At 71.6% G+C, this 18,500-nt stretch carries 16 protein-coding genes; 12 read left to right on the top strand and 4 right to left on the bottom strand.

All coding sequences use genetic code 11. The features are described from left to right. Window positions 1-39 precede the first annotated feature (39 nt). The 5 genes from ACZ60B_RS34900 to ACZ60B_RS34880 all read left to right on the top strand — a co-directional run bounded on the left by ACZ60B_RS34900 (window position 40) and on the right by ACZ60B_RS34880 (window position 4,580). Window positions 40-1,050 carry a hypothetical protein gene (locus ACZ60B_RS34900; protein ID WP_469394290.1) on the top strand — a complete coding sequence of 337 codons (1,011 nt, stop codon included), beginning with the start codon at window positions 40-42 and terminating at the stop codon, window positions 1,048-1,050. 243 nt (window positions 1,051-1,293) lie between these two features. Next, entirely contained in the window at window positions 1,294-2,316 is a 1,023-nt protein-coding gene (locus tag ACZ60B_RS34895) for a LacI family DNA-binding transcriptional regulator (RefSeq protein ID WP_469394288.1), read from the top strand. Window positions 2,317-2,367: 51 nt separating this feature from the next. After that, complete coding sequence (locus tag ACZ60B_RS34890) at window positions 2,368-2,745, top strand: hypothetical protein (RefSeq protein ID WP_469394286.1); 378 nt, start codon at window positions 2,368-2,370, stop codon at window positions 2,743-2,745. Window positions 2,746-2,931: 186 nt separating this feature from the next. After that, complete coding sequence (locus tag ACZ60B_RS34885; RefSeq protein ID WP_469394316.1) at window positions 2,932-3,537, top strand: RNA polymerase sigma factor; 606 nt, start codon at window positions 2,932-2,934, stop codon at window positions 3,535-3,537. Further along, window positions 3,534-4,580 carry a CU044_5270 family protein gene (locus ACZ60B_RS34880; RefSeq protein ID WP_469394284.1) on the top strand — a complete coding sequence of 349 codons (1,047 nt, stop codon included), beginning with the start codon at window positions 3,534-3,536 and terminating at the stop codon, window positions 4,578-4,580. The genes ACZ60B_RS34885 and ACZ60B_RS34880 overlap by 4 nt, the downstream gene beginning before the upstream one ends. 102 nt (window positions 4,581-4,682) lie before the next feature. On the opposite strand, the gene ACZ60B_RS34875 is transcribed toward ACZ60B_RS34880, so the two are convergent. Both ACZ60B_RS34875 and ACZ60B_RS34870 read right to left on the bottom strand, forming a co-directional pair. Then, window positions 4,683-5,678: a LacI family DNA-binding transcriptional regulator gene (locus ACZ60B_RS34875; protein WP_469394282.1), complete on the bottom strand. Its 996-nt coding sequence runs from the start codon at window positions 5,676-5,678 to the stop codon at window positions 4,683-4,685. Between the two features lie 77 nt (window positions 5,679-5,755). After that, entirely contained in the window at window positions 5,756-8,374 is a 2,619-nt protein-coding gene (locus ACZ60B_RS34870) for a glycoside hydrolase family 78 protein (protein WP_469394280.1), read from the bottom strand. A 430-nt stretch (window positions 8,375-8,804) separates the two neighbouring features. On the opposite strand from ACZ60B_RS34870, the gene ACZ60B_RS34865 reads away from it, so the two are divergent. The 3 genes from ACZ60B_RS34865 to ACZ60B_RS34855 all read left to right on the top strand — a co-directional run bounded on the left by ACZ60B_RS34865 (window position 8,805) and on the right by ACZ60B_RS34855 (window position 12,049). Then, window positions 8,805-9,764: a carbohydrate ABC transporter permease gene (locus tag ACZ60B_RS34865; protein WP_469394278.1), complete on the top strand. Its 960-nt coding sequence runs from the start codon at window positions 8,805-8,807 to the stop codon at window positions 9,762-9,764. Beyond that, on the top strand, window positions 9,761-10,582 hold the full coding sequence (locus tag ACZ60B_RS34860) for a carbohydrate ABC transporter permease (RefSeq protein ID WP_469394276.1): 822 nt from the start codon (window positions 9,761-9,763) through the stop codon (window positions 10,580-10,582). The genes ACZ60B_RS34865 and ACZ60B_RS34860 overlap by 4 nt, the downstream gene beginning before the upstream one ends. A 201-nt stretch (window positions 10,583-10,783) precedes the next feature. Beyond that, the gene (locus ACZ60B_RS34855; protein ID WP_469394274.1) at window positions 10,784-12,049 is read left to right on the top strand and encodes an ABC transporter substrate-binding protein; all 1,266 of its coding nucleotides are present in this window, start codon (window positions 10,784-10,786) and stop codon (window positions 12,047-12,049) included. Between the two features lie 153 nt (window positions 12,050-12,202). Here the strand turns inward: ACZ60B_RS34855 and ACZ60B_RS34850 are convergent, their stop codons facing one another. Next, entirely contained in the window at window positions 12,203-12,703 is a 501-nt protein-coding gene (locus tag ACZ60B_RS34850) for a hypothetical protein (protein WP_469394272.1), read from the bottom strand. 411 nt (window positions 12,704-13,114) lie between these two features. Between ACZ60B_RS34850 and ACZ60B_RS34845 the strand changes: the two genes are divergently transcribed. Both ACZ60B_RS34845 and ACZ60B_RS34840 read left to right on the top strand, forming a co-directional pair. Then, window positions 13,115-13,636, top strand: a complete 522-nt coding sequence (locus ACZ60B_RS34845) for a hypothetical protein (protein WP_469394270.1) — start codon at window positions 13,115-13,117, stop codon at window positions 13,634-13,636. A gap of 239 nt (window positions 13,637-13,875) precedes the next feature. Next, window positions 13,876-14,727: a COG4705 family protein gene (locus ACZ60B_RS34840; RefSeq protein WP_469394268.1), complete on the top strand. Its 852-nt coding sequence runs from the start codon at window positions 13,876-13,878 to the stop codon at window positions 14,725-14,727. Between the two features lie 42 nt (window positions 14,728-14,769). Here the strand turns inward: ACZ60B_RS34840 and ACZ60B_RS34835 are convergent, their stop codons facing one another. Then, a complete protein-coding gene (locus tag ACZ60B_RS34835; protein WP_469394266.1) occupies window positions 14,770-15,684 on the bottom strand; it encodes a helix-turn-helix domain-containing protein in 915 nt (304 codons plus the stop codon). Window positions 15,685-15,781: 97 nt separating this feature from the next. On the opposite strand from ACZ60B_RS34835, the gene ACZ60B_RS34830 reads away from it, so the two are divergent. Continuing rightward, window positions 15,782-17,317, top strand: a complete 1,536-nt coding sequence (locus ACZ60B_RS34830) for an alpha/beta hydrolase (RefSeq protein WP_469394264.1) — start codon at window positions 15,782-15,784, stop codon at window positions 17,315-17,317. Window positions 17,318-17,394: 77 nt separating this feature from the next. After that, a complete protein-coding gene (locus ACZ60B_RS34825; RefSeq protein ID WP_469394262.1) occupies window positions 17,395-18,468 on the top strand; it encodes a DNA polymerase III subunit beta family protein in 1,074 nt (357 codons plus the stop codon). Window positions 18,469-18,500: the final 32 nt, after the last annotated feature.

Raw genomic sequence — 18,500 nt, 5'->3', positions numbered from 1 at the left:
CGCGGACTGAACCGGGGTTCCGACGCCGAGCCGCGCAAGGTGCTGGCCGAACTGCTTCGGCAGAGCGGCGTCCAGCAGGTCGCCGCCGAATCCGACGTCCTGTCCGCCCTGCGCACGGCCGAGGTCGAGCCCGCCGCCTCCTACCCGCAGACCTCGGACTTCCTGAACATCCGCCGCGAGACCGGCGACACCGATCACTACTACTTCTGGAACTCCGGCAAGGACCGCGAGACGACCACGGTCACCCTGACCGGCTCGGGCCGGCCGTACCGATACGACCCGTGGACCGGCAAGGTCACCCCGATCGCCGCGTACACCCGCACGGCCGACGGGGTCCGCGTCACGATCTCCGCCGCAAGCGGGGACGGTGTCCTTCTCGCCCTGACCAGGGGCAACGAGGACACCCCCAAGCTGCCGAAGGCCGACGTCTCGGTGCTCTCCACGACCGCGGACACCGCGGTGGTCGCGGACGACGGCGAGGTGCGGGTGCGGGCCTCCGCCCCCGGCACCTGCACCACCCGCCTGAGCGACGGCCGTACCGTCGTCTCCAGGGTCACTTCGGTCACCGCCGCCCGCCCGCTCACCGACTGGGACCTCGACGTACGGGCCTACGTCAAGGGCGACACCCCGAGCCGGACGCGCACGGAGGATCTGGGCACGTTCACCGTGACCGCGGGGCCGGACGGCACCCTGCCCGACTGGCAGCACATCGCCGGTCTGGAGAACCGGTCGGGCACCTCGACCTACCGCAGCACCCTCGACCTCGACTCCTCGTTCGCCGAGGACGCGGGCGCGTACCTCGACCTCGGCCAGGTCAAGGGCACGTACACCGTCGAGATCAACGGAAGGGCGCTGCCCGAGTCCGACCTGATCGACGCCTCCTCGATCGACGTCACCGGGTTCGTCGAGCCCGGCCGCAATCTCGTGGAGGTGCGTGTGGCGACCCTGCTCGGCAACGCCGCGTACAACGCCGGGCAGCCGTACGGTCTCGTCGGTCCCGTCGCCGTCAGGCCTCATGCCGAGCGGACCGTCTCCGGCAAGGGGCACTGACACACCGGGACACGGACTGTGAGACGCTGACCCGCGCGACCGGCCGGTGAAGGACCGACCGGCGCGCGGGTCCGACGGCTCGTCCCCCGGTGGGCACCCGCTCGCACGCGAGCGTGCCCGCGGGTGCCCGGGCCCCGCCGGACCGGCCCCCGGGTCCGCGTCCGACGGCGGGAGGGTCTTGCGCCCGGCCGATGCGCCGGGGGACGCTGCGCGCAACGGTGATCACGGGGAGGCTGTGTGTCAGTGGCCGGCAGGCGGCGCCAGGCCGTCACCATCCAGGACGTCGCGCGGGCGGCCGGTGTGTCCCGAGCGGCGGTGTCCAAGGTGATCCGCGACGCCGCCGGCGTCAGCCCCGCGATGCGCGCACGGGTCAACGCCGCCATCGAGGAGCTCAACTACCGGCCCAGTGTGGCCGCCCGGGCGCTGCGCGGGGCGAGTTACACACTCGGTCTGGAGGTCCCGCACCTGGGCAACCGCTTCCTGACCCAGATCGTGGACGGCGCCCTGGCGGCCCTGGAGGGCACCCGCTACCAGACCATCATCGCGCCGGCCGACGGCAGGGAAGGGTACGGCGCGATCGAGGCGCTGGCCGACCGCCAGGTCGACGGGATCGTGGTCGTCTCACCCCGGGTGGACGCCTCCTGGCTGGAGCGACTGGCGGGCTCCGTCCCGGTGGTCATGCTCGGCCGGCACCACCGATCCGTCCACTACGACACCGTGGTCGGCGACGACCTCGCGGGCACCGGTCAGGTGATGGCCTACCTGCTCGGGCTCGGCCACCGCAGCATCGTCCATCTGACCGAGGACTTCGCGGTGACCACACCCGGCAGCGGAGTCCCGCACGCCCTGCGGCTGCAGGGCTACGAGGAGGCCATGACCGCGGCGGGCCTGAAGGACCACATCCGGGTCGTGCGCACCGGGCAGACCGAGGAGCACGCGCGCGCCACCGTCGACGAACTGCTCGACACCCGGCCCTGGCCCACGGCCGTGTTCGCCGGACACGACCAGCTCGCCCTCGGCGCCCTGGCCGCGCTGGTGGAACGCGACGCCCTCGGTGAGATCTCCCTGATCGGGTACGACAACACGGATCTCGCCGCCCACCCCGCGATCTCGCTCAGCTCCGTCGACCAGCACGGCACCGAGATGGGACGGCGGGCGATCGCCATGCTGCTCGAACGCATCGCGGGCCGGGACGAGGCCCAACATCACGTCATCACCCCCTCGCTGACCGTCCGCCGCTCCAGCGGCCCGCCACCGGCCGGCTGAGCCGCCCGCGCTCACGGCGCGGTACGCCACGCGGCGTTCGTCCTGCCGCTCGTGCTCCTGGCCGCGGGGCTGGGACTCGTCAACGGTCCGGCGAGTTCGGCGTCCACGTCGTCGGTGTCCGAGGACGATGTCGGAGCGGCATCGGGCATCTCGAACATGGCGCGGTACATCGGCGCGGCGGCCTTCACGGCCGCCGTGGCGACGGTCGACGCGACGGTGGGCGAGTCGCAGCGCTCGGCGGGGGCCGGGGCTGCGGACGCCCTGGCGGCGGGCCTGTCCAGCGCGTGTCTGCTGCTCGCGGTCGCGACCGGGGCGGGCCTGCTGCTGTCGGTCCTGGCGGTTCGTGCCCGCCACCGCAGGGTCCGGCCGGGTGCCTACGGAGCAGCCGCGGCCTCGCACGCACTCACCGTGCCCGTCGAGGACCGGTGACGGCGCGACCGCTCGAATCGACCTCGGCGACCGGTGAGATCATCCCCTGGTTGGTCGGCGCTGCCTGGACGGACGCCCCTGAACCTGCCGACTCTTGAGGGACCCGTACCGGGCTGCGTGACACAGGCCACAGGAACTCCTCCGGTGTTGCGGAGAGAAGTGGTCGTGAGAGACGCAGAAGACGATGTGCGCCGCCGCGTGCGCGAAGGGGACCGCGAGGCGTTCGCCCAGTTGTACGAGGAGTTCGCCCGTGCCGTGTACAACCACGGTCTGCGGTTGACCGGCGACTGGTCGACAGCCGAAGAGATCATGTCCGAGACGTTCCTGACCGCCTGGCGCACCCGCGCGCAGGTGCACAAGGACGGCGGTTCGCTGCTGCCCTGGCTGCTGGGCATCGCCACCCACAAGGCGGACAACGCCCGCCGGGGTCAGCGCAGACGTCAGCTGTTCCTGGCGCGTCAGCCGCAGCCGCCCGCGGAGGAGGACTTCGCGCCCCGGACGGTCGGGCGCATCGACGACGCACGGCGCCTGCGTGCCGTGCACGCCGCCCTGGGCCGGCTGCGGCGCCAGGAACGCGAGGTCCTGGCCCTGTGCGTGTGGTCCGGCCTGGACTACCAGCAGACGGCCGAGGCGCTGGGCATCGCCGTAGGCACCGTACGTTCCCGCCTTTCGCGGGCCCGCAAGAAGCTGGCCCGCCTCGCGGAGGAGGACCGGGAACCACCCGTCACCCGCGGAGAGATGACAAGTGCGGCCGCGATCGCGGCCCTGCCCGTACGGGAGGAGCTCACATGAACGACGGCGACCGCGAGGAGATCGCGCGCCTGCTGCCGGCCCCGGCCGACTGGGACCTTCCGCGCGAGCAGCACCTTCGTCACAAGGAACTGCTGATGCAGCGCATCGACCGAGACAACGACCAGGAGCGGGCGACCCGTACCCGCCCGGCCCGCCGGCTGCTGCGGCCCGCGCTCCTGGCCCCGGTGACCGCCCTGACCCTGGCCGGCGCGCTGGCCGCGGGAGTCGCCCTGAACGGCGACGGCGGGACGTCGCCCGGCACCGCTTCGCACCGTGGTGCGGCCGCGGACATGCGGCCCGCCGCGGCGCTCCTGGGCCGGATCTCCGCCGCCGCCGGGGAACGCACCGGGCCCGAAGTACGGGACGACCAGTTCGTCTACACCCGGGAGAAGGCCCGCGGTGCCGACCTGACCAGCGGGAAGGCCGTCCTCGGCCCGCTGGAGGACCGGGAGGTGTGGGCCGCTCAGGAACAGGGGCCCCTGCGCAGGCTCGGCCTGGTGCGGGAGGGCGGTGAGACGCTGCCGATCAACGCAGAACTCGGTGACACCGACGGCACCCCGGCCGGCCTCGGCCGGGCCACCTACCGCTGGCTCGGCTCGCTGCCCACCGACCCCGACAAGCTGCTGGCCTATCTGTACGCGAACACCCCGCACGCCGAGGGCCGGGGACGGGACCAGGCGGTGTTCGAGCAGATCGGGGCTCTGGTCGGCGGAATGATGCCGCCCGACACGGCCGCCGCGCTCTACCGGGCCGCGGCGAAGATCCCCGGCGTCACCGCGGCCCCGCGGGCACACGACGCGATCGGCCGCCGGGGGCTCGGCATCGCCCGCGACGACACGGGCTACGGGGTACGGACCGAGTGGGTCTTCGACGCCAAGGACTACTCCTATCTCGGCTCCCGCAGCTACCTGATCAAGGACACCTCGTACGGGAAGTCGGGCACGCTGCTGTCCAGTGAGGCCGAGCTGGAACTCGCCGTCGTCGACAAGGCCGGTCAACAGCCCTCGGACGCGGACCGTATCCGGACCGGGCCCCGGAGCTGACCGACCGCCCTCGGAGGGTCCCACAGCTACGCTCCGGCCCCCCCGCCGCCCATTTCACGGCAGGGGGTCGGAGCGTACGGAACGGCCCGAACGGACCCCGAGTCAGGTCGAGTTGCGTTCGACCAGCCGGGGCGGGAAGACCAGCCGGCGGTGGGTGTGGCCGGGGCGGTCCTCGTCGAGCAGGAGTTCCGCGGCGGCCTTGCCGAGGTCGTACCCGCCGACGTGCACCGAGGTGAGCGGCACGCCCGCGGTCGCGGCCGAGTGGATGTCGTCGTACCCCACGATCGCGAGGTCGTCGGGTACCCGCAGCTTCGCCCGGAAGGCGGTCTGCATGACACCCAGCGCGAGCAGGTCGTTGGCGCAGAAGACCGCCGTGACCCGCTCGCTCGCCGTCAGCAGCTGTTCCCCGGCGCGCCGCCCCTGGTCGACGGTGAACGCGCCGGCCTCGACGATGTGCAGGACCTCGCCCGGGCGGCCGGCCCGCTCCAGCGCCTGACGGCTGCCCGCGAGGCGGTCCTTCGACTGGCGCATGTGCATCGGGCCGGTGATGAAGGCGATGCGCTCATGGCCGCGGGCCAGCAGGTGGGTGATCGCCGAGTCGGCACCGGCCACGTCGTCGACCGCGACGGAGCAGACGTCCGGGTAGGTCTCGGCGTTGTCGAGGAGGACCACCCGCAGCCCGCGGGCACGCAGGCCCTCCAGCCAGTGGCTGTTGAGGTCCGCGGGGGTGATCAGCACGCCCGCCGCGTTCTGCTGGGCGAGCAGTTGCAGGTAACGCTCCTCCTTGTCCGCGAGGACGTCGGTGTTGCACAGCATCACCGTCCGGCCCTCGGCGTGCAGCAGGTCCTCGGCGCCGCGGGCGACATCGGTGAGGAAGGGGTTGCGCACGTCGAAGACGACCAGTCCGACCATGCTGCCCCGGCTGCCCGACAGTTGCCGGGCGGCCAGGTTGGGCACGTAGCCGAGGACGTCGATGGCGTCCTCGACCCGTTGCCGCGTGCCCCGGGCCACCTTCTCGGGCCTGTTGAGCACATTGGAGACGGTGGCGATCGAGACTCCGGCGCGCAGCGCCACGTCCTTGATCCCGATGGTGTTCATCTCCGTGAGCCCTTCGAACGGCCGCCCCGGGACGGTCGGTTGTAACGCTTCAATTGAGTGTGGCCATGCTAGCCGGATCAATCATCGTGGCCGACAGGCGTTTCGGGCCAGGGCAGGTCGAAGCTGTGGGTCCCGCTGCCGACGGTGGTGGACCAGCCCGGCAGATCGACCTCCGCCGTGGTGTTCGGCGGCACCTTGGCCCGCACGCTCAGCGTGCCGCCGGCCACCCGCCAGTCGACCTCGGCGGGTCCGTACGGAGTCAGCAGGCGGGCGCCGGCGCGGGAGAGGCCGCCGCCGGGGCGCGGTGCGATCCGCAGCCGCCGGTAGCCGGGGGCGGCGGGGGCCAGACCGGCGACGACGCGGTGGAGGTAGTCGGCGACGGCGCCCAGGGCGTAGTGGTTGAACGAGGTCATCTCGCCCGGGTTGACGGTGCCGTCGGGCAGCATGCTGTCCCAGCGTTCCCAGACGGTCGTCGCGCCCTGGGTGACCGGGTACAGCCAGGACGGCCGTTCGCGTTGCAGGAGCAGCCGGTACGCGGCCTCGTGGTGGCCGGTGTCGCCGAGCGCGTCGCAGACCTCGGGGGTGCCGGCGAACCCGGTGGCGATGCGGTGTCCGTCCTTGGCGACCAGCTCCGCCAGCCGCTCCCCCGCCCTCGCGCGGCTCTCCGCGTCGGGCAGCAGGTCGAAGCGCAGGGCCAGCGCGTAAGCCGTCTGGGTGTCGGACGTCATCCGTCCGTCGGGGGTGCGGAAGGCATACAGAAAGGCTTCGCGGGCCTGGTCCGCGAGGTCCAGGTAGCGTCGTTCGTCGGCGCTCTCGCCGAGTTCGGCCGCGGTGAGCGAGAGGATCCGCGCGGAGTGCGCCAGATAGGCCTGGGCGACCAGATGGGCGTCGGTGCGCGACTGCCAGGGATCCTCGGGGGGCGAGGCGGGGTCGAGCCAGTCCCCGAGCTGCTTGCCCTGGCGCCACACGCCGTCCTCGCCGCGCTGGGAGTCCATCAGGTCGACCCAGGCGCGGGCACTGGCGTACTGGGCGCGCAGCACGCCACGGTCGCCGAAGCGCTGGAACAGCGTCCACGGCACCAGCACGGCGGCGTCGCCCCACAGCGCGGCCGCCCAGGCCGGCGTCCACTCGGGCACCGAGATCGCCGGGACGATGAACGGAACCGTGCCGTCCGCGTACTGGTCGTGCGCGAGGTCGGCCAGCCACGAGGTGAGCATGCCCGCGCAGTCGTAGAGGAAGGACGCGGTGGGCGCGAAGACCTGGATGTCGCCCGTCCAGCCGAGCCGTTCGTCGCGCTGCGGGCAGTCGGTGGGCACGTCGAGGAAGTTGCCGCGCATGCTCCAGCGGATGTTGTCGTGGAGCCGGTTCAGCAGCGCGTCCGAGGAGGAGAACCAGCCCGTGCGGCGCATGTCGGTGTGCAGCACCTGCGCGGTGACATCGAGGGGCGAGCGGTCCTCGGGCCAGCCGGTGACCTCGACGTAGCGGAAGCCGTGGACGGTGAAGCGGGGCTCCCACTCCTCCGGACCGCCGCCCTTGAGGACGTAGGTGTCGGTGGAGGTGGCGTGGCGCAGCGGGCGGGTGTAGAGCTCGCCGTCCTGGAGGACCTCGGCGTGGCGCAGCGTGATGGTCGTGCCGGCCTCGCCCCGGACGCGGATGCGCACCCGGCCGGCCAGGTTCTGGCCGAAGTCGAGGATCCTGCGCCCGCTGGGCGAGGTGAGGACCTCCTCGGGCGCCCGGCTCTCGGTCCGGCGCACCGGGGGGCCGGGCGGGGCGCACAACGTGCGGGCGTCGAAGGGGACCTGCTGGACCGGCTGCCAGCGGGAGGCATCGTGCTCCGGGCGCGACCAGCCGGTCGACTCCGCCCGGGCGTCGTAACGTTCGCCCTCGTACAGGCCGGCGAAGGTGATCGGCCCGTAGGCGTAGCGCCAGTCTTCGCCGGTGCCGACCACCACCCGGCTGCCGTCCGCGCAGTCGACCTCCAGCTGGGCCAGCAGACCGGTGTGGCCTCCGTAGTGGTTGGTACGGCCGCCGTGGATGCCGAAGCGCCCGCTGAACCACCCCTCGCCCAGCCAGGCGCCCAGCGCGTTGGGCCCCTCGTCGACGAGGGCGGTGACGTCGTGGGTGGCGTAGCGCAGGCGGTGGTGGTAGCTGCTCCAGCCGGGGGCGAGCACCTCGTCGCCGACCCGGGCCCCGTTCAGCTCGGCCTCGTACAGCCCGTGCGCGCTGACGTACAGGCGGGCGCGGACGGCCGGGGCGGGCAGGAAGAAGGTGGTGCGCAGCAGGGCGGGCCGGGTGAGTTCGGGAACGGCGGGCGTGATCATGACGGCGGTGAACTCGTCGGCCGACAGCAGCCCGGCCTCCACGGTCAGGGCCGGGCTCCACGGCGAGCGGGTGCCGTCCTCGCCCCATACCCGCACGCGCACGGTGCGACGCTCCCGGGAGGTGAGCGCGGGCACGTCGTCGGGCCAGGCCACGAGGACGGAGTCGGCGCTCTCGGTGCGCCCGCTGGTCCAGGACGGGCCGGTCTCCGGCGAGATCTCCAGTTCGTAGGCCTTCTGGAGCCATCCGTCGGGCGCGGTGTCGACCACCCAGGAGAACCGCGGACGGGCCTCGCCGAGGCCGAGGCCGCTGCCGCGGTGTTCGGCGGTCGGCGCGGCCACCACCACGGACGCGTCGGCCGGCGGGTTGTCGGGCATGAGTCGGCTCCTGTTCTCTGCTGACCGGGACACAGGCGGGTCTCCGCGCCGGCTCTCCGTAGGAGGTGCAGCCAGTCGATAAAATTGGTGAAACGCTTCAATCACCGGATCGAGCACACCGTAAGGACGTCCTCGCGATCACGTCAAGCACGTCTTCGGGTCTCATCCGCCCTCGTCAGCCACCCTCGAACACCTTCACAGGATTCTCTGAGCTGCTGAAATGCGGTGCGCAACAGCGCGGAGCCACACGGGGCAACGGGATCTCACACTCCGGGCGAAGGCCGGGGAGGGACGAGGAATCCCGACACGACCCTTGACAGCGCTCTGTGGTGAACCTAGCTTCTGGCCAGTGATTTGAAGCGTTTCAGCTTCGACGAAGCACCATCGTGGCGGCTGAACGGCACGCTGCACGACTCGATGGAGAGCCGACATGGCCACAGTGGCGACCAGTTCCTTCCAGAAGCACCGGGACGGTCCACCCGACAAGCCGCCCGCACCGCACGGGGGCAGGCGGCGTCTGTCCCGTCAGCGCGCTCCCTGGTGGTTCGTCCTGCCGGCCCTGGCCTTCTTCGCCTTCGTGGTCCTGGTGCCCAGCGTGCAGGGCGGCTGGTGGGCCTTCACCGACTGGGACGGGATCAGCCCGGTCAAGCACTTCGTCGGCCTCGACCAGTTCCGCGCCCTGTGGCACGACCAGGCGGCACGGGACGCGGTGGGCACCACGCTGCTCGCCGCGCTCAGCATCACGATCGTGCAGAACGCGATCGGCCTCCTGCTCGCCCTCGGCGTCAACGCCCACCTCAAGAGCCGCAACGTCCTGCGCGTCCTCTTCTTCGCGCCGGCCGTGATCACCCCCGTGGTGACCGCCTATCTGTGGAAGTACCTCTACGCCCCGGAAGGCGCGATCAACGCCCTGCTGAAGGCGATCGGTCTCGGCTTCCTGCGCCAGGACTGGCTGGGCGACCCCGACGTGGCCCTGTGGTCGGTCGTCGCCGTGGTCGTCTGGCAGTTCGCCGGCTACTCCATGGTCATCTTCCTGGCCGGACTCCAGTCGATCCCCCAGGAGATCTACGAGGCCGCGGCGGTGGACGGCGCGGGACCCGTCCGGCGCTTCTGGTCGGTCATCCGCCCCATGCTGGCCCCTGCCATCACCATCAACCTGATGCTGTCGATCATCGGCGGACTGAAACTGTTCGACCAGGTCTGGGTGATGACCCAGGGCGGCCCCGGCGGTGCCACCGACACCCTCTCCACGGTCATCTACAAGCAGGCGTTCCAGTTCAACAAGTACGGCTACAGCATCGCCATGGGCCTGGTGCTGACCCTCTTCGTGATCGTGGTCAGCGGCCTCCAGTACGGCTACCTCAGCCGCCAGGAGAAGAAGAACTCATGAACCGCTACACATGGCGTACCGGGCTTCTCGAAGCGGCCATGGTCCTCGTCGCGCTGGTCTTCGCCTTCCCCGTCTACGTGCTGGTCTCCATCGCCCTGCGCAACGAGGGCGACACCTCCTCACCGATCGCGCCGCCCTCGCACCCGACGCTGGCCAACTTCGGCGACGCCTGGCAGAAGGCCGGGCTGGGCGCGGCCATCGGCAACAGCTTCCTGGTCACCGCCGGCAGTGTCGTACTGATCGTCGCCCTGGCCGCCGCAGCCGCGTATCCGCTGGCCCGCTCCACCCGGCACTGGTCGCGATGGGGCTTCGCGGTCTTCATGCTGGGGCTGCTGCTGCCCTTCCAGCTCGCCCTCATCCCGCTCTACCAGACCATGCGCGACCTGGGACTGCTGGGCAACCCGCTGGCCCTGATCATCTTCTACACCGGCCTGCAACTGCCGTTCTCCATCTTCATGTACACCGGGTTCCTGCGGTCCCTGGACCCCGGCTACGAGGAAGCCGCGCTGATGGACGGATGCGGTCCGGTACGCGCCTTCGTCCGGGTGGTGTTCCCGCTGATGCGGCCCATCACCGGCACGGTGGTCATCCTCAACGTCATCTTCGTCTGGAACGACTTCCTCACCCCCCTGCTCTACCTCAGCGGTTCGGGCCGCCAGACCATCCCCGTGGCACTGTTCGGGTTCGTCGGTCAGTACGTCTCCCAGTGGCCCATGGTCTTCGCCGGCCTGATCATCGGCATCCTGCCGGTCCTCGCCGCCTACTTCATGATGCAGAAGCGCATCATCCAAGGCTTCGCCGGCGGCCTGAAGGGCTGACCGCCCGCCGCCTTCCTCACCGAGCCCACCGCTCGTCCCTTCCGAGCCCCCGGCTCCCTTCCGAGCCCCCGGCTCCCTTCCGAGCCCCCGGCTCCCTTCCGAGCCCACCGCTCGCCCCTCCTGAGCCGCCTTCGTGGTCCCCCACGCCCGGCGTCGGCTGTGCCGCACCAACTCCATCCCGTTGAACACCCTGGAGCCGTCATGAGAGCAAGCCGTCCCGTCGCCGCCACGCTGGCCGCCTTCAGCCTCGCCGCGTTCACCGCCGCCTGCAGCTCCGACACCGCGGGCAGCGGCGGCGGCGACACCCTGCGCGTCGCCGCCAACTCCACCGACCGCGAGCCCATGGACGCCGTCGTCGCGGCCTTCCAGAAGGCGAACCCCGACATCAAGGTCAGCGTCACCTACGCCGACACGGACCAGCTCCAGTCCACCCTGCGCACCCAGTTGTCCTCCGGCACCGCTCCGGACGTCTTCACGGTCTGGCCCGGCAACGGCAACCCCGGAGCGCTCCAGGTCCTCCAGAAGGGCGGCTACCTCGCCGACCTCAGCGGCTACTCCTTCGCCTCGAAGATCGCCGACGGCGACAAGAGCGTCACCCAGGTCGACGGCAAGACCTACATCGTCCCCGTCACCTTCAACGGCATCGGCGCCATCTACGACAAGGCGACGCTCAAGGAGATCGGCGGCACCGAGCCCCGGACCTGGGACGACGTGCTCGCCCTGTGCACCAGGGCGAAGGACCACGGCAAGGTGCTGCTGGCCCTCGGCAACCAGACCAACTGGGTGACCCAGCTGGTCGACTACTCCCTCGCCGCGACGACCGTCTACGCCAAGGACCCCGGGTTCGACGCGAACCTCAGCGCCGGCAAGGCCACGTTCGCGGGCTCCCGGTGGAAGCAGACCATGCAGAAGTACCTCGACCTGAACAAGGCGGGCTGCTTCAGCAAGAACCCCAACGGCACCAGCTACGAGACGTCCATCTCGGACGTCGCCCAGGGCAAGGCCGTCGGCGTGGTCCAGGTGACCACGAGCATCCCGCAGGTGCAGAAGGAGGCGGGCGCCGACGCCGAACTGGGCATGTTCGCACTGCCGTCGACCAACACCGCGGGCGAGACCCGCATACCCGCCGCCGTCTCCGCCGCGTACGGTCTGAACGCCGCGAGCAAGCACGCGGCCGAGGGCAAGAAGTTCGTCGAGTACCTCGCCTCGAGCGAGGGCCAGAAGATCTACGCGGAGAAGGGCAGCACCCTGCCCGCCCTGCCCAACGACTCCTTCGAGGCCGACCCGGCCCTGACCAGCCTGATCGACATGCAGAAGAACGGCAGGACCGTGCCGTTCATGGACCAGCGGTGGCCGAACCCCGAGGTCCAGGCGACCCACTTCACCGCGGTGCAGAAGCTGTTCTCCGGCAGCGAGAGCGTCGACGAGGCGCTGAAGAGCATGGACGACGCCGCCAAGAAGAGCTGACGCCCCGACGCCCGCACGGACGGCACACCCGTACCGGCCCCCCAGGACGGCCCGCGACGCCGCCGCGCTCCACGCCGGCGACGGACGCGGGCCGTCCTTCGCCCGCCGGAGCGACGGCCACTCGCCGTCGATCGCGACGGCGAGGGCACGCGATCACTGGAGAGCGCCGCTGCGCCTGCCTTCCTGGAGCAGAGCCTCCACCAGAGCCGACTTCGCTCCCGGCGCCACGAACCAGAGGGGTGCGGCGGAAGAGCTTCTGAAGATCTCGATGCGGTGACCGGCCACGACGTACCCCACGATCACCGTCTGCTGCACCCCGGTCACCTCGCTCCAGGCCACCGAGTCCCGTATCCGCCCGAACCGGTTGGTGACGGCCACCCCGTCCGTGCACAGGTAGCACCTGTTCACCCCCAGCCGGGCGGACAGCCGACGCCAGCCGAACCTCAGGGCGTACACCGCGACCACCACGGCCGTCGTGGGAACGGCGTTGCCGTCGACCGCGGACGGGTTGACGACCGTGGTGACGAGCATGGCGATCCAGGCCAGCAGCAGAAACCCCCGCAGCACCTGCATCATGGTGCCTATCGCCGGGGTCATGAGCGCGTGATCGCCGCGGATCTCGCCGAGCCCCGGACCAGCCACTCTGTCTCGCACTGCCACCCCTTGCCCGAAGCCAGCTCAGCGCGCCCGACCTGCGCGCCACACGGCCTGGCATACCCGTGCCACCGGTGCCGCGAACGGGATCGCCGGGACGCTCCCAGTGACGCCGCCCACTCAAGTGACTTCTGTGCGACGGCAGTTCGGGCTCACTAGGGGCCGCGGTGTCTGGGGCGGGGGCATGACTCCAGAACCGGCCGGCGTGACGGACGAGGCGGAGACGACCTGCGTCTGCCGCGTTCCCGGGCGCCGATGTCCGTTCCGTGTCCCCGAAAGCTGCGGCGCGTGGGCGTCGGGATCACCCGTCCGCCCGGTCCGGCAGGACATCGGTTCGGCTGCCTGGTCAGGCTGGACGTACTCGGCGGGAGGGGGCGGCCAAGCGGTCCCGCCGCACTGATTGGAGCACCTATGCGCGGCCACTCCCGGCGTGCCCTCAGCAAGATCTTCCTGCTCGTGTCCCTGCTCGGGCTCACCGTCCCCACGGCGACGGCCTCCGCCGCGGCGCCTGCCTCGACCGCCGCCCCGATCGTCCACCAGCGCACCCTGGAGCTGGCCCTGAGCGGCACCCTGTCGACCACTCCGGAGCCGGTCGACATCATCGGGCGTATCCGCGTCACCGTGGTCACGGTGGCCAACCGGGGCGGCGGCGGGACCGCCACCATCACCAGTCAGCTCCGCAACACCACCGGCATCGGACGGAACACCGGCGGCTTCTACCGCTTCGTCGGCAGCGACCGCAACGTCGTCGCCTGGCCACCGGACCCGATCAGCCCGCTGACCGTCTTCCCGCGCTTCCTCAAGATCTCCCCGCCTGGTTCGTTCGTCCCGCCGAACCCGATCCGGCCCGTCCACGTCCACACGACGGTCCTCTCGGACGGCAGCATCGACAGCATCTCCGCCGACCTCCCCGAGTCCGGGCCCGACGCCTGAGGTCAGGCTCCCGGAGCTCGACGGCGGGGCCGGTGGTCGCGACGGCCCCCGGCCCACCGCGGCAGCCGACGCGCCACGCTGCCCGAACAGGCACGAGGCAGGCGTTCAGGATGTGTTCAGGCTGACGCTGCGATGGTCGTCGACCGCGATCGTCTCGGCACGGTCGCTCACTGGGCAGGGCGCTCGCTCCCCTCGCGGGGCGAGCACCCTGCCGTACGACGCACAAGGAGCCCCCCACCTTGCAGCAGCCGGAAGTCCTCACCGACCTCGACGTCGCGAGCCCGACCAAATCGGTGATGAAGAAACTGCCCGAAGTCACCCTCGCGTTCTGGATCATGAAAGTCGCCGCGACGACACTGGGCGAGACCGCCGGAGACCTCTTCTCCCAGACCCTGAAGCTCGGTTACTTCCTCACCACGATCGCACTGTTCCTGATCTTCGTGGTGACGCTCGTCGTCCAGCTCCGCTCCAGCCGCTACAACCCGTTCTTCTACTGGACGGTGATCCTGTCGACCAGCATGGCCGGCACCACCATGTCCGACTTCATGAACCGCGACGCCAGCTCCAAGTACCTGTCCGTGGGCGCCACTTCACTCGGCTGGGGGCCGCAGGGCCTGGGCCTCGGCTACCCGTCCGGCGCTGCGGTCCTGCTGTCGATCCTGGTGGTCATCTTCGCGATCTGGCGGCTGAGCGGGATGACCTTCCAGATCCGCGACATCGTCACTCTCCGCGGTGAGGCCCTGTTCTGGTCGGCGATCCTCGTCTCCAACACGCTCGGCACCTCGATGGGCGACTTCCTCTCGGACAGCTCCGGCCTCGGCTACGCCGGCGGCGCGCTGCTGGTGACCGGGGCGCTCGCCTTACTGGTGGCGCTGATGAAGGTGCCCGTGGTGCCGAACGTGCTGCTGTTCTGGATCGCGTTCGTCCTCACCCGCCCGCTCGGCGCGACGGCGGGCGACCTCCTCACCAAGCCGGCCGCCAAGGGCGGGCTGGACCTCGGCACCGCCGGCTCCTCGGCCGTCCTGCTGGTCGTCCTGCTCGGCCTCATGGCCTACGCGCACTTCCAGGAACGCTCGGCCGTCACCTCGTAGACGGAGGATTCGGTGACGGTGAGCCCCTTACGCCTACGCCGTTCAGCCGGTCGCGTGGGCGATCTGCTCGTCGAGCGCGGCGCAGAGCCAGTCGTGGGTGGCGCCGGGGGTCGGTTGCGACGGGCCGGTGAGTTCGGCGGTGAGTCTCCAGTAGTGGTCGATACGCGGGTCCGCGGCCAGCAGCCCGCCGAGGAAGCGACGGAAGGCAGGGGTGTCCTGGGCACTGCGTGACCGGGCGTAGGCGGAGACGAAGCAGTCGAGAGCCTCGCCCACGTGCGGTGGCCGCTCGGCCCGCAGTTGCCGCGCGGCCAGCGCGTACGCCTCGACGAGACCGTCGTAGAGCACGGCCGGGCGCCCCCCGTCGCGCCGGTGGGCTGCCGGCTGGCCGCGATCGGTGCCGGGACAGGGCGCGGAGACGAGAGCGTGCAGTCGGGTGAGGGCCAGTACCTGGGCCGGGGTCGGCTGCTCGGGGAGCTGCGGAACCGCGTGCTCGACGATCGTGGAGACCAGCCGGGCCGGGAGCCGCGGCGGCAGCCAGCGCCGCCAGAAGCGTGCCAGCGGGGCCGTGCTGGGCGGGACGGCCACGGCGCCGACCAGACGCAGTCGCTCGGCGCGTTCCTCGGGGGCGCAGTCCTGGAGCAGTCGGAGGGCCGCTTCCTGCCAGCGCAGGGCGGTCAGTCGGGAGCCGATCCGCCGGAGCTGCCCCGCGACGATGTCCTCCAGCGTGTCCTCCCGGTCGAGGACCCGGCCCACTTCGGGAACCGGCAGGTCGAGGGTGCGCAGGGAGCGGATCAGGTGGAGCCGGTCGAGCGCTTCGGGGCCGTACCTGCGGTGGCCGCCGGTGCTCCGCGTGGCTTCAGGCAGCAGTCCGCGGTCCGAGTAGAAGCGGACGGTCTTGACGGTGACGCCCGCGCGCTCGGCGAGCTCTCCGATGCTCCACATGCTGTCGGGCGGCACGAATTGAACCTCCCTCAGGGGGAGTTCCTACGGTACCGGCGAACGCCGCGCGCCGGTACGTCCGGCCGCGCGTACGGCAGCGTGAGAGGAGACGGCGATGACGGCATTCATCCTCGTGGCGGGCGCCCACACCGGCGGCTGGATCTGGCGGGACGTGGCCGCTCGGCTGCGGGAGGCGGCGGCGCAGGTGTATCCGGTGACGCTCACCGGCATGGAGGAGCACGGCGGTGCGGCGGGGCCCGGCACGGACCTGGAGACGCATGTCCACGACCTGCTGCGGGTGATCGACCAGGTGGACGCGGCGCGGGAGGTGGTGCTGGTCGGTCACTGCTACGGAATCCATCCGGTGCTCGGCGCCGCCGACCGGCGTCCGGAGCGGATCGCCCGGATCGTCCATCTGGACGCGGGCATGCCCGGGCACGGCGACCGGGCCCTGTCCCTGGTGCCCGACCCCGCGGTCCACGACCGGCTGTCGCACCGGGCCGAGGCGTCCGGGGACGACTGGCGGATCCCGCCGCCGGCGCTCGACGAGTGGCGGCGCTGGGGCAGCGTCGCCGGGCTCTCCACCGCCGTGCTGGCCGAGCTGGCGCGGAACGCGGTCCCGCAGCCGGCGGGCACGCTCACCCAGCCGCTCCGCCTGTCGGGAGCGGTCTCCCGGCTGCCCGCGACCGGCGTCCTGTGCACCGCGAACGGTTCGAGCATCGCCATGGTCGAGGAGCTGGTGCGCTGGGGCGACCCGCGCCTGAAGGCGCTCATCGACCCTCGTGTGACGTTCTTCGAACTCGACACCGGGCACTGGCCGATGCTGTCCCGCCCGGACGACGTGGCCGAGGTCCTCCTCCGGGCGGCCGCGGGAGGGGGGCACCGGCTGTCCGAGGCCGGGGACGAACGGCCGGTGCACCTTCGTCCCTTCCTGATGGATGTACCGGAGCGGGAACGCGAGCGGGTGGGACGGGTCGACATGTATTTCCCCGACGACTGCTCCGACGCCCTCGCCGGAGACGACGGCCGGTGGCCTGCGGTGGTGTTCGTCCACGGCGGCCCGGTCCCACCCGACGCGCGGCCCACTCCACGGGACTGGCCGGGCTTCGTCGGCTACGGGCGGTATGTGGCGGGGCTGGGAGCGGTCGGCGTGACAGTGGACCACCGGCTGCACGGTCTCGCCGACTACGGGCGGGCCGCCGAGGACGTGGCCGAAACGGTCGAGCTCGTACGGGCCGATCCGCGCGTGGACGAGGAGCGGGTGGCGCTGTGGTACTTCTCGGCGGGCGGGCTGCTGTCGGCGGACCTGCTCACGGCACCCCCGCCGTGGCTGCGGTGTGTGGCAGCGAACTATCCGATCCTCGCGCCGCTGCCGAACTGGGGGTTCGTCGATTCCCGGTTCCGCCCGGCGGTCGCGGTGCGGACGGCCGGGCGGCTGCCCGTCGTGCTGACCCGGGTGGAACTCGACCGCGCCGCGATCGCGGCGACGGTCGAGGAGTTCCTGACGGCCGCCGAGGAGTGCGACGCCGAGGTCGAGGTGATCGACGTACCGCTGGGTCACCACGGTTTCGAGACGATCGACCGCACCGAGCAGGCGCGGCGGGCCGTGGAACGCGCGGTTCGGTCCGTGCTGGGGCATCTGCGGTGTTGAGGTGGCACCGTCCCCTGGCCGGTGTCGCCGCACGTCGATGTTGACCTTCGAGTTGGTTGAAGCCCAATGATGGCGAGGTGCCGAATTCCGAGTTGATGCCCATCGGGGTCTTCGCCCGGCGCACTGGTCTGACCTCCAGCGCGTTGCGGTTCTACGCCGACTCCGGGCTGCTGTCCCCCGCCGAGGTCGATCCGGTCTCGGGCTACCGCTACTACACCGCCGACCAGGTGGCGCGGGCGACCGCGCTGCGTCGGCTCCGCGAGATCGCCATGCCCCTCGCCGCCGTCGAGGCGGTCCTCGACGCCGAGGCGCGGGAAGCGTCCCGGCTGCTCGACGAGCATGTCTGGAAGATCGTCGGGGATGCGGCGGCGGCACTGCGGAAGGCCGCCGTCATCAAGTCGGCGCTGGTCGGCGACGCGCCCGGGCTGCCGGTCGCGGTGCTGAAGGGTCCGGTGCTGGCGGACGCGGTCGAGCAGGTCCTGACCGCGACCGCGCATGAGCCGGGGCTGCCGGTACTCGCCGGCCTGCACATCGAGGCGAGTCATGAAGCGGTCGTGCTGACCGCGACCGACCGCTACCGGCTCGCCACCCGGACCCTGGTCCCGGCGCGACCGCCCGGACAGACCTGGACCGGCACGGTCGACGGCGACGATCTGCGGGCCGCGGCCGCCGAGGTCCGCCGCAGCGCGCTGGTGCGGCTCGAAGCGGTGCCGCACGGGATCCTGCTCCGCCTGGCCGGGCGGGAGGACCGGCACTGCCGGCTGCTGTCCGAGGAATTCCCCGACCACCGCCTGCTGCTCGCGTCACTGCGCGAGGTCACCACCCGCGCGACGGTCTCGAAGGACCTGCTCCTGCGCGCCCTGGAAGAACACCCCGGCGAACGCGTCGCGCTGCGCGTCGCCGAGCACACGGTGGACGTCCGGTCGGTGGACGACGAGCACCCCGGCATCCTGCTCCCCGCCGCCACGACGGGCGACGCCCTCCGGATCCGGTTCGAGCTGACCACGCTCTACCCGGCCGTGAGCACGGCGATCGGCCCCGACGTGATGCTCGACCTGAGGGGAGACGACCAGCCCGTCACGATCCGCTCCGCCGACCGCGGCGATCTCACCACGCTGGCCATGCCCGTCAGAGCCGACGACGCGGCCTGAGACCAGCCCCTGACCACTCGACCTGAGAACAG

The sequence above is a fragment of the Streptomyces sp. NPDC104096 genome, from assembly GCF_055584385.1.
The sequence above is the reverse complement of the archived record's forward strand: the minus strand, read 5'-3'. Positions and strand labels throughout refer to the sequence as shown.

Coding starts and splice junctions, on each gene's coding strand:
- ACZ60B_RS34880 (WP_469394284.1), top strand. CDS start 3,534: ATGAACGACGGCGACCGCGAGGAGATCGCGCGCCTGCTGCCGGCCCCG.
- ACZ60B_RS34875 (WP_469394282.1), bottom strand. CDS start 5,678: ATGAACACCATCGGGATCAAGGACGTGGCGCTGCGCGCCGGAGTCTCG.
- ACZ60B_RS34870 (WP_469394280.1), bottom strand. CDS start 8,374: ATGCCCGACAACCCGCCGGCCGACGCGTCCGTGGTGGTGGCCGCGCCG.
- ACZ60B_RS34865 (WP_469394278.1), top strand. CDS start 8,805: ATGGCCACAGTGGCGACCAGTTCCTTCCAGAAGCACCGGGACGGTCCA.
- ACZ60B_RS34860 (WP_469394276.1), top strand. CDS start 9,761: ATGAACCGCTACACATGGCGTACCGGGCTTCTCGAAGCGGCCATGGTC.
- ACZ60B_RS34855 (WP_469394274.1), top strand. CDS start 10,784: ATGAGAGCAAGCCGTCCCGTCGCCGCCACGCTGGCCGCCTTCAGCCTC.
- ACZ60B_RS34845 (WP_469394270.1), top strand. CDS start 13,115: ATGCGCGGCCACTCCCGGCGTGCCCTCAGCAAGATCTTCCTGCTCGTG.
- ACZ60B_RS34830 (WP_469394264.1), top strand. CDS start 15,782: ATGACGGCATTCATCCTCGTGGCGGGCGCCCACACCGGCGGCTGGATC.